The organism is Parasphingopyxis sp. (assembly GCF_028279465.1).
In the GTDB taxonomy this organism is placed as follows: Bacteria; Pseudomonadota; Alphaproteobacteria; order Sphingomonadales; family Sphingomonadaceae; genus Parasphingopyxis.
The window spans coordinates 87,507-102,597 of sequence record NZ_JANQNS010000001.1; the positions used below are offsets into that span (position 1 = coordinate 87,507).

A 15,091-nucleotide genomic window follows, 5' to 3' on the forward strand; every position below is an offset into this window, starting at 1 on the left:
GGCGTCTTTCAATCGGGGTGGCCTAAAGCGCGTGTCGGCCGTAGCGGTCTGGCCGGTACAGCTTGTCAGTCCCGGATGCCCAGGAAACGGAGCGTCTGCGCCAGCGAATTGAAGATTCCGTGGGCGAAGACAAGCGGCAGGATATTGCTGCGCCCGAACCAGATGTAGAGCAGCGCGAACGCCAGCCCTCCTGCTCCGGAGATCAGCGCGCCGTGCATGCCCTGATAGTAATAGTGCCGATATCCGAAGAAGATCGAAGAGACGATGGCGGCTACGAGGTCCGCACGCAATCCGCCGCCGCCAAAGCGGCTCGCATGATCGATGACGAAGGCCCGGAACAGCAGCTCTTCAAAAAAGGACCCGTGCGTCCAGACGAGCGCCATGATGCCGATATAGGCCGCGAGATTCCCTTCGACATGGTCGAACCGCCCGCTCGCCCCGACATCCTCGAACAACAGGTCCGCGACCAGCTGCATCGATTGTGTTGCCGCGATAAAAGCCGCCATCGTCAGCAGCGTCAGGCCGATGGTTTTCAGCCAGCTTTGCGGCCAGCGCAATCCAAGGTCGCGCCAGCCCGACCCGCGGCGCCAGAGCAGATAGGAGCCGACCGCCATCGCGCTGAACGTCGAAGCGGGGCCGGCATAGAGATAGGTGAAAGGTAATAGCGATTGCTTCACGACCACCAGGGTCGCGACAACGATCAGCAGGTCCCGTAGCGCGCTCCAGTCCCATCGGGCGGACCGTTGCGATGCCGCTTCATGTGAGCTGATAGTGTTTTGCAAGACTTCGTTCCGTAGCTATTGTGTATTATTGAGATAATACACTGGCCCATCACGGGCAACCCCGAAACTGAACGCCTTTACCCTTTGATCTTGGGGAGCACTTTGGGGTCGACGCTGGCCGCGGCAAGCAGACCGCCCATCAGCGCGCCGGGAATGCCGGGGCTCACCACATCCTGACCCGCAAGATAAAGGCCGGGAATGGGCGTCTTGGCCCGGAGCGCATCGCACAGGACCCGCTCCGGCGTTACGTCGAGCCCATAGAAAGCGCCCTCGCGATGCTCGGTGAATGTTACGGTCGATAGCGGCGTGGCCAGTTCGCGATACACAACAAGCTTGGCAAGGTCGGGAAAGTAACGCTCGAACTGCGCCATCAGCGTTTCCTCGGCGCGCCGCTTGAAGTTCGCATAGTCCTCGCCACGCGCGCCGGCGGGCCGGTCCGCCCATCGCGCGACGGAGTCCCAGTCGGACCAGACCAGAAATTGTCCCATATGTTTCTGGTGCGGACCCGGATCATGGTTCGGGTCCTTCAGCGAACCGAATGAGGCCGTCATGTGCGGTGGCTCGCCATCGGGTGCGGTCGTCCAGAGGACGTCGACCTCGCCGGCGGGATAAATCCAATGGTTCGCCTTTGTCGCGCCGGCGGCTTCGATATCGCCCTCAAACCCAAGGAACAGCGTGTAATTCGCGATGCTGGACGGCAGCGCACGAATTTCCGCGACCCAGTCGTCGTGTCCGTGATCTGCGGGCAAGAGCGCATCGATGGTTTCCCGCGCGCCGATATCGGAGATGACGGTCTGTGCCCGGATATCGGTACCGTCATCGGTCTGCACGCCGACGACAGCGCCGTTCTCGAACAGCAGCTTTTCGACGCGAACGCCCGCGCGGGCTTCGCCCCCGTTTTTGGTAATGGTGGGAACGATATGCTCGGCAAAGGCGGTGCTGCCCCCGACCGGGTACCAGGATCCGCTCCACAGATAGGACGCCGAAATCAGGGCATGCATCCCAAAGCTTGCCTTGCTCGGCCGTCCGCCGTGATCGCCCCATTGCGCGGCCATTGCGGCCGCAAGCTCGGGATCGTCGGTGATATCGTCGATGACCTCTTGCGTCGTCCGCGCGCACCATTTTGCGATGGCCTGCCGGTTCCACCAGTTGAGCATGTCGCCCGCAACTTTCGGCATTGCGCGGGTCGGAAAGGTCTTCAAGATCGTCTCACGGCCCTCGCGCAGCGCGTGGGTCCATGCTTCGATCGCCTCCGCCTGATCCGGGAAGCGGTCCTTCAGATCCCGTTCCTGGGCTTCGTAGGGCCGTGAGAGCGATAGCGCTTCCGCCGATCCGATGTGCAGCGTGTCGTATATCGATCCCAAGGACACGAAATCGATAGGCGTATCGGCCAGCCAGTCGATCATCGCGCGAGCGTGATCGCCGGGCGCCACGCCACTCAGATAATGAACGCCTACATCCCAGGTGAACCCGTCGCGGGAGAAGCTGTGCGTCAATCCTCCAAGGGTCTGATGCTGCTCGAGCAAGAGCACCTTGTGCCCGACCTTGGACAGAGCAGCGGCTGCGGCCATGCCGCCCATGCCCGAACCGATGACGATGGCGTCCCAATCGGCCTGTTCCGTATCCGCCATAGGTAACTCCTTGGCTGTCGAAGCAAACATCTGATGTTTCGTGCGCGTTCAACCGTCCGGCCAAGCCGGGACGGGCACCGCATTTCACACGCGTAACGAGTCGCCTTGCCCGGCGCATTGACGTGGATCAATCGCGCGCGGGCCAATGTTCGTGGTTCTGCTGTCACCCAATCCAAAGCGGACCGGTGCTTGGTGTGCTATCTGTCGTGACGCGACGACAGGTGGTCTACTTCCCTTTCCACACCGGCTTGCGCTTCTGGGCAAAGGCCATGGCGCCTTCGCGGGCGTCTTCGGACTGGAAAATGCCGCCGATGATCTTTTGCTGTTCGGCCCACATTTCGTCATGCGACCAGTCTTCGGTTTTGACGATCACTTCCTTGCTCGCGCGGACGGCGAGGGGGCCGTTTTCGGCGATCTTGGCGGCGAGTTCCTTCGCGCCGTCCAGCGCCGGGCCGTCTACGACGCGGTTGACGAAGCCCATTTCGGCGGCGCGCCCCGCGGAGACGAAATCGCCGGTCAGCGCGAGTTCCATCGCATAGCGCTGCGGGATCAGGCGGGGGAGGCGGAGCAGGGCGCCCGCGCCGGCGGCAAGGCCGCGCTTCGCTTCGGGAATGCCGAATTGCGCATCGGTGTTGGCGACGACGAGATCGCAGGCGATGGCGACCTCCATACCGCCGGCGAGCGCGTAACCGTCCACGGCTGCGATCAGCGGTTTGGCGGGCGGGGCCTCGACGAACCCGGCGAAACCCTTGCCGCTGACGACGGGCAGCTCGCCCTGCAGAAAGGCCTTGAGATCCATACCCGAGCAGAAGGTGCCGCCCGCGCCGGTGATAATGCCGATGACGAGGCTGTCATCGGTTTCCAACGTTTCGATGGCTGCGGCGATGCCTTCGGCGACCGCGCGGTTGACGGCGTTCTTCGCGTCGGGGCGGTTGATAGTGATGGTGAGAATGCCATCGCTGGCTTCGGTGAGGACTTCTTCGGACATGCTCGCTTCTCCCGTGATTCTGTTTGGCCCTACCTTCGCGTCGCTTTACGTGAACGTCAACCTTCCTCTCCCCGGCAAAGGGGAGAGGATAGCGAGGCTTGCTCTCGCAATTGCGAGAGCTTAGCCGAGATTGGAGAGGGGGTCGGCGGATAGTGGCCACCCCCTCTCCAATTTCGCCTAAGGCCCGGCATGGCCGGACCAAGGCTGCATATCCTCTCCCCCTGACCGGGGAGAGGAGGGGAGATTTGCATGACCGAACTTTCCTTCCGTCCCCGCCGATCCTGCCTCTATATGCCCGGCGCGAATGAACGCGCGCTGGAAAAGGCGCGGAGCCTGCCGGCCGATGTGTTGATCCTTGATCTTGAGGACGCCGTGGCGCCGCGCGAGAAGCCAGCGGCGCGCGATCAGGTGGCCGAAGCGGTGAAGGAGGGCGGCTATGGCCCGCGCGAGGTCGTGATCCGCGTCAATGGCGCGGACACCGAATGGGGCGCGGACGATATCGCGATGGTGAAAGCCGTGCGGCCCGATGGCGTGCTGATCCCGAAAGTCTCGCAGGCCGCCGATATCGGGTTTGGCGCGGAGACGGAGCTGCCGGTCTGGGCGATGATCGAGACGCCGCTTGCCATTCTCAACATTGCCGAGATCGCGGCGACGCCGGAGCTGGCGGCGATGGTGATGGGGACCAACGATCTGGCGAAGGAGATGCAGGCGAAGTTGCGGCAGGCGCGGCTGGGCTTCGTCACCGCCCTGTCGATGACGGTGATGGCGGGGCGGTCGCATGGCAAGATCGTCATCGACGGCGTGTTCAACACGATAAGTGATAATGCCGGGCTGGCGGCGGAATGCGAGCAGGGCAAGGCATTCGGTTTCGATGGAAAGACGCTGATCCATCCCGATCAGATCGAGGCGGCCAATCGTATCTTCGCGCCCTCGCGCAATGCGTTGCAGGATGCCGAGGCGATTATCGCGGCGTTCGCAGACCCGGAGAATGCGGACAAGGGCGTGATCGATCTCGACGGTGTGATGGTCGAGCGGCTGCATCTGGCCGAAGCGGAGAAGCTCGTCGCCATGGCCGAGGCAATCGCCGCGCGCGCCGAATAGGACATCTCCAACATCGCCGGAACGGGATGTGGCCGGAACAGAATTCGCGCTGTCCCGATAGGAGACAGCTGGGCCCTATCCCCATCTTAACCCTCTTTGGGTGTAAACGAGATGGTAAACGAAATGTTAACGCCGGGGCATGGCAACTGCTCCGACCGACTCGCGTTATGCGCCGCTGACCGCCGATCTGATCCGCCGCGAGCGCGATATGGACAGTGTGATCGTGCTCCGTCGCCCACCTTTTCCCCGGCGTTCGGAACTGGCGGAAAACGCCAAGCTCTTCACGATGACCTGGGCCGGCGGCTTCGTCTTCTTCCTGACTTTTATCGGCTAGCCGCCAGGCAGAAGCGGTTATTGGATCGGCTGGGGCAGCGGGTCCTTGGTTTCGCGGTGGAGCACAAAGCCCAGCCATGCCGATGTCGCGCACATGGCAACCACGACGAGCAGAAGTTCCGTCACGGTGAAGAAATTGCTCAGCACGAGCGCGACAACCGAACCCAGAACCATGCAGCCCGAATTGACGACATTGTTCGCCGCGATCGCCCGCGCGGTCATGCTGGGATCGACCGTAGTCGTCAGAAAGGCGTAGAGCGGGACCACAAACATGCCGCCCGCGACGGCCACACCAAACAGCACGCCGAGCACCAGCCAGGCATTGTCGAGCATCATGAACGTGCCAAGAGTGAACAGGGCGCCATCGGGCAAGCCTTCCCAGCCCAATGCGATGAAATAGAGGATCAAAACAAAGCCCCCCATCAGGATAACGCTGAACGGTGAAAAGCGCGCGGAGACCTCGCCTTTCAAAAGACGGTTGATCAGGATCGAACCCACAGCGATGCCGATAGAGAATACACCCAGAAACAGGCTTGCCACTATGGGGTCCGATGTCAGGACATTTTTGACGAGCGGCGGAAACAGGATCGTCAGCACCGCCGCGATCGTCCAGAAAAAGCTGATGCAAATAATCGTGTGCCGAAGATGCGCGACATGCATGATATCGCCGATGACGCGCCGGGTTGCGCGCAAAATGTTATAGTCGACAGGTTCGGGATCTTTCTGCGGCGGTGCGGGTAACACCTGCCGCCCTGCATACCAGCCGATCAGCGCAATAGTAATGACGATCGCGGATGCCCATTCGGCGCCGAGCTCGTTGATGATGACGCCGCCCAGGATCGTGCCCAGCAGGATCGCCACATAGGTGCCGGCTTCGACAAGGCCGGTGCCGCCCAGAACTTCGTCTTTTTTCAGTTGCTGCGGCAGGATCGCATATTTGATCGGGCCGAAAAATGTCGACTGCACGCCGAGCGCGAAAAGCGCCAGCAGCATCAGCGGGATGGATTCAAGGATCAGGCCGAGCGCGCCGGTCAGCGCTATCACGATCTCTGCCGTCTTCACGATCCTGACGATTTTGGCCTTGTCATTATTGTCGGCCAATTGTCCGGAAACCGCCGAAAACAGAAAGAACGGGAGAATGAATATCCCGGTCGCCAACGCGCTGAACTGGGTTTCCGTGTCAGGGTCGTCATAGATATTGTAAACGACCAAGATCACCATCGCGAATTTGAAGAGATTGTCGTTCACCGCGCCGAGGAACTGCGTCACGAAAATCGGCGCAAAGCGGCGCTTGTTCAGAAGTGCGAGCGACATTTTCATGAGTTTGGGAGATGGCCCCTGTTTGCCGAGAACAGCGATATGCCACTTCCGCATAACCAAGCGAAGGGGCAGCGCCAAGGCTGCGGTCAAAGGATTGCGGGCATATAGATTGCCGGAACTGCAGAAATCGTTAGGACAAGTCGGCATGTTAACCCTGCCCAACCTTCTGACCCTGTCGCGCATATTCGCCGTGCCGGTGCTCGTGGCGCTGCTGTGGGATTCAGGCTGGCTCGGCTATATCTGCGCTTTCGTCCTCTACTGTACGGTCGGCGCGACCGACTATCTCGACGGCTATCTCGCGCGTTCCCAGGGCACGGTCTCGAAACTCGGGATCTTCCTCGATCCGATCGCCGACAAGATCATGGTCGCGTCCGTCATTCTCATGCTCGTCTTCACGCGCGATATCGAAAGCTGGCATGTGATCGCGGCGCTGGTGATCCTGTTGCGCGAGATCATCGTATCGGGCTTGCGCGAGTTTCTCGCCGGCCTCAGCGTGTCGGTGCCGGTGAGCCAGCTCGCCAAATGGAAGACGGCGTTCCAGATGGTAGCGCTCGGCGCATTGATTCTGGCGGGCGCCGTCCATCATGGCGGTTGGGAAGCATTCGACTGGGTCAAGCTGGTTGGTCTTATCTGTCTGTGGATGGCGGCGCTGCTCACACTGATCACCGGCTGGGATTATCTGCGCGCCGGTCTCAAACATATGGACTGAACATTGTGGCGATTGAACTGCTCTATTTTGCCTGGGTCCGGGAAGCGGTCGGCCGGGACGGCGAGACGGTCGATCCGCCCGCGGATGTCGATACGGTCGCTGCGCTCGTCGATTGGCTCGAGAGCAGAGGCGGGGGCTATGCGGAAGCCTTTGCGGATCGGTCCCGCTTGCGGGTTGCCGTCGATCAGGAGTTCACCGGGTTCGATGCGTCCCTCGCCGACGTTCACGAGGTTGCGCTGTTTCCGCCGGTGACGGGCGGATGACGCCCGATATTCGCGTCCATGCAGACGATTTCGATCCGGTTACCGAGGCCGCGCGGCTCGAAAGCGGCGGCGCCGGGGGCGTAGCCACATTTACCGGTATCGTCCGCGGCGAGAATGGTCTCGTCGCGCTGGAGCTCGAACATTATCCGGCGATGTCCGAACGGGCACTGGCCGGGATCGCCGATCGCGCCGCCAAGCGCTGGACGCTGACGGCACTGACGATCGTTCACCGTGTGGGCCGGCTTGGCCCGGGCGCGCGGATCGTCTTCGTCGGCGCGGCGTCAAAGCATCGGGCGGACGCCATCGAAGCGATGCACTTCGTGATCGACTGGCTGAAGACCGATGCGCCGTTCTGGAAACGGGAACAGTTCGGTGATGGCCGATCTCAGTGGGTCGAATTGCGGGACACGGATGTCGCCGCGAAAGACCGCTGGGAGTCGTAAGAAAAGGGGCACCGCATCGCTGCAGCGCCCCCGTTTTCGTATCGCTATGTGCGTGACGCATTAGTCGCCAGCAGCGGCCGTCTCCGGTTCCGGAACCAGCACGCCGTTGATGACATGAATGATCCCGTTCGACTGGGTGACGTCGGTCTGCGTGACGTAGGAAATGCCGCCGATCTCGTCGCGCAGCGCCACGATGCCGTTATCGATCGTCGCTACCAGCGGCGAGCCTTCGACCGTGGTCAGCGTCAATTCGCCGCCCGCTTCCTCGATCATCCCGACCAGCGTCTCGGCATCAACCGCGCCTGATACGACATGATAGGTCAAAATCTGCGTCAGCTGAGCCTGGGCGCTGTCGGCCATCAGCGCATCGACGGTCCCGGCAGGCAGCAAACCGAAAGCTTCGTCGGTCGGCGCAAAGACGGTGAACGGTCCCGGGCTCGACAGCGTGTCGACCAGACCCGCCTGCGCGACGGCCGCGACGAGCGTCGTGTGGATCGGTGAATTGGATGCATTTTCGACGATGTTGCGCGTCGGCAGCATCTCCGCTCCGCCAACCGTGACCGGTTCCGTCGCTGCGGCGGTCGTTTCCGCGTCTGCCGCGCTGGCGTGATGATCGGCAAGGGCGGGCGCACTGCCCATTGCGAACAGGGCCATACCCATCGCTACGCCGGTATTCTTGGCCAATCGCTTCGTCTTCAACACAATTACTCTCCTCATTGAATGGTTGGGGGCTAAACTACCTTTGCCTACGCATAGAGCGGGCAAAGTTTTCCATCGACCTGCCTTTTCGGACAGGACATATGGTCAGGTTGCGGCCTCGCGCATGGCGTCGGCCAATAGTCGGAAATCCTTTTCGCGCGGGCTGTTCTTGCGCCAGACGAGCGCGATGGTGCGCGCCGGATGATCGGCATCGAGCGGTCGCGCGACGATATTCGTATCGCGCAATATCCCGGCTTGAATCGCCATTTCGGGCAGCATCGTCGTGCCCAGCCCATTATCAACCATCTGGACGAGCGTGTGCAACGATGTGCCCATCATGGTTGCCTCCGCGCGCAGCTCGGGCCGATTACAGGCGGCGAGCGCATGGTCTTTCAGGCAATGGCCGTCTTCGAGCAGTAGCAGGCGGCCTTCGTCGATGATCTCGGGAACGATCTCTTTCGGCGGATCGGCCGGCTCGCCCTCGGGGAAGGCGACGAACAGACGGTCGTCGAATAGCTCCGCCGAGTCCACCTCGCCGCAGGCATAGGGCAGCGCAAGCAGGATGCAGTCGATCTGGCCGCGTTGCAGGGAATCGCAGGCGGCGGGGCTGGTTTCCTCGCGCAGGAAGAGTTTGAGATCGGGCCAGTCGGCGCGCAGCTTCGGCAGAATCTGGGGAAGCAGGAACGGCGCGATGGTCGGGATGACGCCCATCCGCATTTCGCCCGACAGCGGCTTGCCGGCCGCGCGCGCCATTTCGGACAGTTCCTCGGCTTCGCGCAGCACGCGCTGCGCCTTGTCGGCAATGCTGAGCCCGAGCGGCGTAAAGCGGACGACGCGGCGCGTGCGTTCCACGAGTGTGATGCCCAGCAAGGATTCCAGTTCGCGCAGACCCGCCGACAATGTCGACTGGGTCACGAAACAGGCTTCGGCGGCCTTGCCGAAATGGCCATGATCGCGCAGCGCGATCAGATATTGTAGCTGTTTCAGCGTCGGCAGATAGGTCGCCATGCGTAGGGCACTTCCTGAATTATCGATCAGATTGCTAAATAATCTGCAATTGATCGATTTCAACGCTCAATATGTCGAAAAGCTGTGCTTGCCCGGGGCATAGCGGGTCAAACTGGCGTTTTTCCGCGCGACGCATTATTACGTTGCGAAACGCCACTGGTGCGGGAGACGCATATGCCAGGCAGACTGGTTGCCTATATCGATTCGATACGCTCCCGCGATCCCGCGCCGCGCTCGCGGATGGAAGTGCTGCTCTATCCCGGTGTCTGGGCCTTCGCCTATCACCGGCTGGCGCACCGGCTGTTCCGCTGGCGCCTCTTCTTCCTCGCCCGGTTCGTCAATCACTGGTCGCGCTTTCTCACGGCTATCGACATTCATCCCGGGGCGAAGATCGGCCGGCATCTGTTCATCGATCACGGTTTCAGCGTGATCGGCGAGACGGCCGAGATCGGCGACAATGTCACCATCTACCAGAATGTCACGCTCGGCGGCACCAATCCCGCTGACGGCGTTGCTGGCAAACGGCATCCTACAATTCAAGACGATGTCATCATCGGTTCGGGCGCGCAGATCCTTGGCCCGATCACGGTGGGCAAAGGCGCGCGGATCGGCGCCAATGCCGTCGTTACCAAGGATGTGCCCGAAGGCGCCGTGATGGTCGGCATTCCGGCCAAGCCGACGCTGATGGACGCCGACGCCAAGCCGGAAGGCTTCGTGCCCTATGGCACGCCGTGCAGCGATATGTTCGATCCCTCGACCCAGCGGCTCGAACTGATGCGCTGCGAGCTGGAACAGCTGCACAAGCAGATCGACGCGCTGATCGCCGAACGCGACGGCGAAGATCCGACCGTTCAGGAGAGCGATTGCGCCTGATGGGCACTGTTACGCCGTTCCCCAATGCCAACAATTCTGGCCGCAAGCCCAACCAGATCGGCTTCGAGCGTGCGGAGCTCAACCGTATCCTCGATCTCTATGGCCGCATGGTCGCGGCGGGCCATTGGCGCGATTATGCGATGAATTTCGAGAAGGATTTCGCTTCCTTCTCCGCCTTCCGCCGCACGGCCGAGCGCCCCGAATACCGGATCGAAAAGCGGCCCGCCCTGCGCAACCGGCAGGGCATGTGGGCACTCCTCAACGAGGCCGGCATGGTGCTCAAGCGCGGGCATGAGCTGGCGCCGGTACTGGCGCCTGTCGAGCGGCGCTTGCTCAAGATTGTGAGCGATTAGGGACTCTATTTGTCAGAACATTGCTTTCGCAATGTCGCGGCACCAGCCCGCTCCCCCTCCCGACCTCCCACAGGGTACACTTATTGGGAGGTCGGGAGGGGGAGCGGGCCGGTGCCGCGCCTGAGCGTTAGCGAAGGTCTGACGAATTACGCCGCAACCGTCTCCTCTTTCCCGATCACCGGGAGCCGCTTGGTGATCGCTTCGGGCAGCGGCTTCACCACGAGCCCGCGGGCCGTGTGCCAGAAGGCGGAGAGCAGCAGCAGGGCCGACCCGATAACCAGCGCGGCGAGCGCGACATTGGTTTCGACCGCCCCGAAGCGCTCGAACAGCCCGTTGAGCGCCCAGAGCACATAGACGAGGCTCGACACCATCAGCGCGCGCCGGTCGATCGCGAGCGCGATTCCGGCCATCGCGATATAGAGCGCTATCACGAGCGCCGCGCCGGCCACGGTCAGCGTACCTTCGAGCACGCCGATCTCGGCGAAGATCGGATGCACGATCAGCGGCGCGGCCAGCAGGTGCAGCCAGAAGGCGACGTCCGACCGCCGCGTTTCGCGGACCGGATCGCTTATGTCCCAGCGCATCGCCAGCGCGAACACGCCTAGGCCAGCGACGAGGAGCAGAGGGTGCAGAAAGGGCTCGACCTGTCCTTCCGTCACGATGGCGAGCAGACCGACGATCGACGCGACGACCGCCGCCGCGCCGGCCGCGATGGTGATCGGCACGCGGAACCGCCGCCAGTGAAAGAAAGCGCCAATCGCGGCCACCGCGCCGGCGATCGAGATATAGGTCGCGACGATCGCTTCGTCGCCCGGGCCATAGCGGTTGTCATCGCCGATCAGGCCCGACGCGACGGCCCCGAAAAGCCCGCCGACAAAGGCGAGCAGCAACAGGATCGAGGGGAAAGCCATGCGGCGTACTTTGGTGAAATATTCGGCGAGACCCCAGGCGGCGGCTGCGACGCCGAGCGCGCCGATCCAGGGTTGAATCTCCCCGCCCAGCCAGGCGATGGCGACGAGCAGGAGCACGCTCGCGATTGCCACGAAAATATCGTTGAACCCGCTGACGAGCCGGAAATGCTCCTCATCGACCAAAGCGGTCGAGCGGTCGGCCGCCATAAACCGCCGGAATTTCGCCACATCGGCTTCCTTCAATGCCCCCGCGTCGATCGCCGCTTCGAGATCGCTATCGCTATACATTCGGCAACCCTCCTGTTGTGCCTTTATACGCACCGGGTAGCATAGGTGTATTGGTGATGCAATACGGCATGACGATTGACAGTAGTTGACACGCGGCCGGGGTGAGGGGTGGGGCTTAAGTTGACACAGTAGACGTACAGACGCCGGTGTCGGCAATACGAAAAGTCACAAAAGCCTCACCCCCAAGCGCGGAAACGTTGGCCGGCGCGAAACCGGCGGTTCGCGGAGCCATGGAGATGCTGGGGGGCAGGATATGCATCACGACGCGATCATAGCGTATCGGCGGGGCTGTAGGACAGCGTCGTCATGGTAATGCTACAATCCCATGACATGAAACTTCACGGATCGTTGACCCGTTGCCGCTATTCTGCCCGCTTATAACGGAGCGCAAATGTGGCAGAACTCGCGGCTAGACGGCACGGCGACGTCCAGTTTTGGGCGGAATCCGTCGAGCATAGCTTCCAGCCGATCGTCAGCGCGAAGACTCTGAAAGTCCATGGGTTCGAAGCGCTGGGACGGCTGCCTGCTGACGCGCCTTTCCGTTCGATCATCGATCTGCTCGATACGGCCGACGAGGCCGGACAGTTACGAAGCTGCGAGCGGACGCTGCTGACCGGAGCGATCTCAAAGTTTGCCCGTTTCGAACATGCTGCCGAAGCCCGTCTCTTCTGCAACATCGACAATCGCGTCGTCGACTATAAGGACACTTCGCCGCAGGCGATCGTCGATCATGTCCGGAAGGTCGGCCTGCGTCCCGCCAATCTTTGCCTCGAACTGTCGGAGCGCACGGCGCCGGAATCCGAGGAGCGGCTCGCCGAGATCGTCGACTATTATCTCAGGCACAATGTCCGCATCGCGATCGACGATTTCGGACGCGGCTTTTCGGGGCTCGAGACGCTGCTCCTCGTCAATCCGCATTATCTGAAGCTCGACCAGGCGTTCGTCACCGGGATCGACCGCAATCGCCGCGCGCGTGCGATCGCCCAGCATATGATCCGCATGGCGCATTCGCTCGGCCTACTTGTCGTCGGCGAGGGAGTCGAAACCGAGAAGGAGCTGCAGATACTGCAGGAATTCGGCTGCGATTTTGTGCAGGGCTTTCTCATTGCCCGCCCGTCCAGCGATCCGCGCGATCTCAAGCGCTTGTACGGCGAGCGTAAGGAGAAGAGTCGATCGGAGAGCGGTATCATGCCGCGGATCAAGGGGTTGATCGAAAAGGTCGAGCCGCTGCGTATCGACAGTCCGCTGTCCGACGCGGTCGAGCGCGTAAAGAAAGAGGGCAGCGAGGCCTTCATCCCCGTCATCGACGCTAATCTCTATGTCCATGGCGCGATCTATTATGATGATCTGCGGCCCTATCTGTTCGGCGATTTCGGCAAGGCGCTGCTCGAAAACCGGGGCATCGATCATTCGCTCGAACCCGTTCTACGCCGCTGCGAAGTGAGCGAGGCGACCTCGACAATCGATGCGCTGGTCGACAGCTATCTAGTGGCTTCGTCGAACAAGGGCGTCGTCGTGACGCTGGACGGCGAATATCTGGGCGTGCTCGACAATCAGGCGATGTTGCAACTGGCCTCCGATCGGGCGGTCGAAACGGCGCGCGACCAAAACCCGCTGACCCATCTGCCCGGCAATGGATCGATCACCAAATATGTCGAACGCCAGCTGAAATCCGATGCGCCGATCACGCTCTGCTTCTTCGACTTCGACAATTTCAAGGCGTTCAACGACAAATACGGCTTTGCAGTCGGCGACCGGGCGATCCTCATGTTCGCCGATCTGCTCAAGAAATCCGCGAACGAGCAAGACGCCTTTGCCGGGCATGTCGGTGGCGACGATTTCTTCGCGGCGATGCCGAGCGCCATCGATGCCGCGGAATCGCGTCTGCGCGATCTGCAATCATCCTTTTCGCACAATATCGAAAGCCTCTACCGGCCTGAAGACCGCCGCCAGGGCGGGATCTGGTCGCACGACCGGTTCGGCGAGGACCGTTTCTTCCCGTTGCTCAAAGCCTCGATGGTGTTGCTCGAAATACCCGCCGCGCGCGGGCATCTGACGTGTCAGCAGGTGCTGACGGTGCTTGCCGAGGGCAAGAAGGCGGCCAAAGAGGCGGAAGCGGGTGTCGTGCGGGTCGCACTGCCGCCGACCGGCGTACACGCGTCGCGCGGCGATCTGGAACACCGGCTATCCGGCAATTCCGACGGCCCGACGGGTGGGCCGGACCGCGAAACCGGCAGCTAGCCCCCCAATCCCTGCAGCTTCTTCATCGCCTGCATGCCCTGTTCCGCGCCGCTCTGCGGCACGAACTCTTCCGCGCGGTCGATGATCTGGTCCCAGACCGCGGCGACGCCTTCGGCCGTGCGCTCGCCTTCGGGGAGCGCGACGCCCTGGGTGTGGGTCACGTAAGAGGCATGGAAGAAGCCGCCGCCTGCGCCGACGATCATATTGGTCGGCGCGTCTTCGGCAACGAGATAGACCGCCGCCGGTACGACATTGTCGGGGGACAGCGCCTTGAACATCTCCGGCGGCATGATGTCTTCGGTCATGCGCGTGCCGGCGATCGGGGCCAGCGTGTTGCACTTGATGTTGTATTTTGCGCCTTCGATCGCGAGCGTCTTGGTGAGGCCGGCAAGGCCGAGTTTGGCCGCGCCATAATTGGCCTGACCGAAATTGCCGAACAGCCCGGTCGAGGAGGCCGTCATCAGCAGGCGCCCATAGGCCTGTTCGCGCATCGTTTCCCACACGGCCTTGGTAACGTTGGCCGAACCGTTGAGATGGACTTCCACAACCAGGCGGAAATCGTCCATCGTCATTTTCGCGAAGCTCTTGTCGCGCAGGATGCCGGCATTGTTGATGACGACATGGACGCCGCCCCAGGCTTCCTTGGTCTTGGCGACCATCTCGACCATCTGCTCTTCGTCGGTGACCGAGCCGCCATTGGCCATTGCCGTGCCGCCGGTCGCTTCGATCTCCTCGACGACTTTCGCCGCCGCGTCCGACGAGCCCGTGCCGTCGCGCGCGCCGCCCAGATCGTTGACCACGACCTTCGCGCCGCGCCGCGCGAGATCGAGCGCATAAGCCCGGCCCAGCCCGCCGCCCGCGCCCGTGACGATGGCGATTTTGTCTTCGAAGGAAATGGTCATGATCGGGACTCCGTATTGGGATGTATCTGGTTGACGTGCGCGTTAACCCGGTGGCGGGGACGGTTCAAGCGGGTTTCTTTTTCGTCAGACGTTCGGGTTTGCCTCAGGCGCGATGTATTCCTTTGTCAGAATTTTCCTGGCGGAAAATCGCGGCACCGGCCCGCTCCCCCTCCCGACCTCCCAATAAGTGTACCCTGTGGGAGGTCGGGAGGGGGAGCGGCCCGGTGCCGCGCCTGAGGCGAAAGC

General features: G+C 62.1%; 16 protein-coding genes. 8 read left to right on the forward strand and 8 right to left on the reverse strand.

The features are described 5' to 3' along the window. Nucleotides 1-65: 65 nt before the first annotated feature. The 3 genes from Q0974_RS00460 to Q0974_RS00470 form a co-directional block, all read right to left on the reverse strand. Nucleotides 66-782, reverse strand: coding sequence for a CPBP family intramembrane glutamic endopeptidase (locus Q0974_RS00460; protein ID WP_299321349.1), 717 nt, complete (start codon nt 780-782; stop codon nt 66-68). 77 nt (nt 783-859) lie between these two features. Further along, nucleotides 860-2,413 carry an NAD(P)/FAD-dependent oxidoreductase gene (locus Q0974_RS00465; protein WP_299321351.1) on the reverse strand — a complete coding sequence of 518 codons (1,554 nt, stop codon included), beginning with the start codon at nt 2,411-2,413 and terminating at the stop codon, nt 860-862. Nucleotides 2,414-2,639: 226 nt separating this feature from the next. Beyond that, nucleotides 2,640-3,401: a crotonase/enoyl-CoA hydratase family protein gene (locus tag Q0974_RS00470; RefSeq protein ID WP_299321352.1), complete on the reverse strand. Its 762-nt coding sequence runs from the start codon at nt 3,399-3,401 to the stop codon at nt 2,640-2,642. A 249-nt stretch (nt 3,402-3,650) separates the two neighbouring features. Here Q0974_RS00470 and Q0974_RS00475 point away from each other — a divergent pair, with 249 nt between their 5' ends. Continuing rightward, a complete protein-coding gene (locus Q0974_RS00475) occupies nt 3,651-4,502 on the forward strand; it encodes a CoA ester lyase (RefSeq protein ID WP_299321354.1) in 852 nt (283 codons plus the stop codon). A 139-nt stretch (nt 4,503-4,641) separates the two neighbouring features. Continuing rightward, nucleotides 4,642-4,836 (forward strand): hypothetical protein, encoded by a 195-nt coding sequence (locus Q0974_RS00480; protein WP_299321355.1) that lies wholly within the window; start codon nt 4,642-4,644, stop codon nt 4,834-4,836. 17 nt (nt 4,837-4,853) lie between these two features. On the opposite strand, the gene Q0974_RS00485 is transcribed toward Q0974_RS00480, so the two are convergent. Beyond that, nucleotides 4,854-6,155 (reverse strand): MFS transporter, encoded by a 1,302-nt coding sequence (locus Q0974_RS00485; protein WP_299321357.1) that lies wholly within the window; start codon nt 6,153-6,155, stop codon nt 4,854-4,856. Nucleotides 6,156-6,300: 145 nt separating this feature from the next. Between Q0974_RS00485 and pgsA the strand changes: the two genes are divergently transcribed. The 3 genes from pgsA to Q0974_RS00500 are packed head-to-tail and all read left to right on the forward strand — an operon-like array spanning nt 6,301 to nt 7,570. Further along, a complete protein-coding gene (gene pgsA, locus Q0974_RS00490; RefSeq protein ID WP_299321358.1) occupies nt 6,301-6,864 on the forward strand; it encodes a CDP-diacylglycerol--glycerol-3-phosphate 3-phosphatidyltransferase in 564 nt (187 codons plus the stop codon). Between the two features lie 5 nt (nt 6,865-6,869). After that, complete coding sequence (moaD, locus tag Q0974_RS00495; protein ID WP_299321360.1) at nt 6,870-7,127, forward strand: molybdopterin converting factor subunit 1; 258 nt, start codon at nt 6,870-6,872, stop codon at nt 7,125-7,127. Then, a complete protein-coding gene (locus Q0974_RS00500) occupies nt 7,124-7,570 on the forward strand; it encodes a molybdenum cofactor biosynthesis protein MoaE (RefSeq protein ID WP_299321362.1) in 447 nt (148 codons plus the stop codon). The genes moaD and Q0974_RS00500 overlap by 4 nt, the downstream gene beginning before the upstream one ends. Before the next feature lie 60 nt (nt 7,571-7,630). Here the strand turns inward: Q0974_RS00500 and Q0974_RS00505 are convergent, their stop codons facing one another. Both Q0974_RS00505 and Q0974_RS00510 read right to left on the reverse strand, forming a co-directional pair. Then, nucleotides 7,631-8,272 (reverse strand): fasciclin domain-containing protein, encoded by a 642-nt coding sequence (locus tag Q0974_RS00505; protein WP_366943533.1) that lies wholly within the window; start codon nt 8,270-8,272, stop codon nt 7,631-7,633. A gap of 102 nt (nt 8,273-8,374) precedes the next feature. Next, nucleotides 8,375-9,277 (reverse strand): hydrogen peroxide-inducible genes activator, encoded by a 903-nt coding sequence (locus Q0974_RS00510; protein ID WP_299321363.1) that lies wholly within the window; start codon nt 9,275-9,277, stop codon nt 8,375-8,377. A gap of 174 nt (nt 9,278-9,451) precedes the next feature. Here Q0974_RS00510 and cysE point away from each other — a divergent pair, with 174 nt between their 5' ends. Next, nucleotides 9,452-10,150 (forward strand): serine O-acetyltransferase, encoded by a 699-nt coding sequence (gene cysE / locus Q0974_RS00515; RefSeq protein WP_299321365.1) that lies wholly within the window; start codon nt 9,452-9,454, stop codon nt 10,148-10,150. Then, on the forward strand, nt 10,150-10,503 hold the full coding sequence (locus Q0974_RS00520) for a DUF2794 domain-containing protein (protein WP_299321366.1): 354 nt from the start codon (nt 10,150-10,152) through the stop codon (nt 10,501-10,503). Before cysE ends, Q0974_RS00520 begins: the two co-directional genes overlap by 1 nt. A gap of 146 nt (nt 10,504-10,649) precedes the next feature. On the opposite strand, the gene Q0974_RS00525 is transcribed toward Q0974_RS00520, so the two are convergent. Further along, nucleotides 10,650-11,702 carry a hypothetical protein gene (locus Q0974_RS00525; RefSeq protein ID WP_299321368.1) on the reverse strand — a complete coding sequence of 351 codons (1,053 nt, stop codon included), beginning with the start codon at nt 11,700-11,702 and terminating at the stop codon, nt 10,650-10,652. A gap of 393 nt (nt 11,703-12,095) precedes the next feature. Between Q0974_RS00525 and Q0974_RS00530 the strand changes: the two genes are divergently transcribed. Then, nucleotides 12,096-13,943, forward strand: coding sequence for a GGDEF domain-containing protein (locus Q0974_RS00530; RefSeq protein WP_299321369.1), 1,848 nt, complete (start codon nt 12,096-12,098; stop codon nt 13,941-13,943). Here Q0974_RS00530 and Q0974_RS00535 read toward each other — a convergent pair. Continuing rightward, complete coding sequence (locus Q0974_RS00535; RefSeq protein ID WP_299321371.1) at nt 13,940-14,845, reverse strand: SDR family NAD(P)-dependent oxidoreductase; 906 nt, start codon at nt 14,843-14,845, stop codon at nt 13,940-13,942. The two genes, Q0974_RS00530 and Q0974_RS00535, sit on opposite strands and share 4 nt — an antisense overlap. Nucleotides 14,846-15,091: the final 246 nt, after the last annotated feature.

Coding starts and splice junctions, on each gene's coding strand:
- Q0974_RS00465 (WP_299321351.1), bottom strand. CDS start 2,413: ATGGCGGATACGGAACAGGCCGATTGGGACGCCATCGTCATCGGTTCG.
- Q0974_RS00470 (WP_299321352.1), bottom strand. CDS start 3,401: ATGTCCGAAGAAGTCCTCACCGAAGCCAGCGATGGCATTCTCACCATC.
- Q0974_RS00475 (WP_299321354.1), top strand. CDS start 3,651: ATGACCGAACTTTCCTTCCGTCCCCGCCGATCCTGCCTCTATATGCCC.
- Q0974_RS00480 (WP_299321355.1), top strand. CDS start 4,642: ATGGCAACTGCTCCGACCGACTCGCGTTATGCGCCGCTGACCGCCGAT.
- Q0974_RS00485 (WP_299321357.1), bottom strand. CDS start 6,155: ATGAAAATGTCGCTCGCACTTCTGAACAAGCGCCGCTTTGCGCCGATT.
- pgsA (WP_299321358.1), top strand. CDS start 6,301: ATGTTAACCCTGCCCAACCTTCTGACCCTGTCGCGCATATTCGCCGTG.
- Q0974_RS00500 (WP_299321362.1), top strand. CDS start 7,124: ATGACGCCCGATATTCGCGTCCATGCAGACGATTTCGATCCGGTTACC.
- Q0974_RS00510 (WP_299321363.1), bottom strand. CDS start 9,277: ATGGCGACCTATCTGCCGACGCTGAAACAGCTACAATATCTGATCGCG.
- cysE (WP_299321365.1), top strand. CDS start 9,452: ATGCCAGGCAGACTGGTTGCCTATATCGATTCGATACGCTCCCGCGAT.
- Q0974_RS00520 (WP_299321366.1), top strand. CDS start 10,150: ATGGGCACTGTTACGCCGTTCCCCAATGCCAACAATTCTGGCCGCAAG.
- Q0974_RS00525 (WP_299321368.1), bottom strand. CDS start 11,702: ATGTATAGCGATAGCGATCTCGAAGCGGCGATCGACGCGGGGGCATTG.
- Q0974_RS00535 (WP_299321371.1), bottom strand. CDS start 14,845: ATGACCATTTCCTTCGAAGACAAAATCGCCATCGTCACGGGCGCGGGC.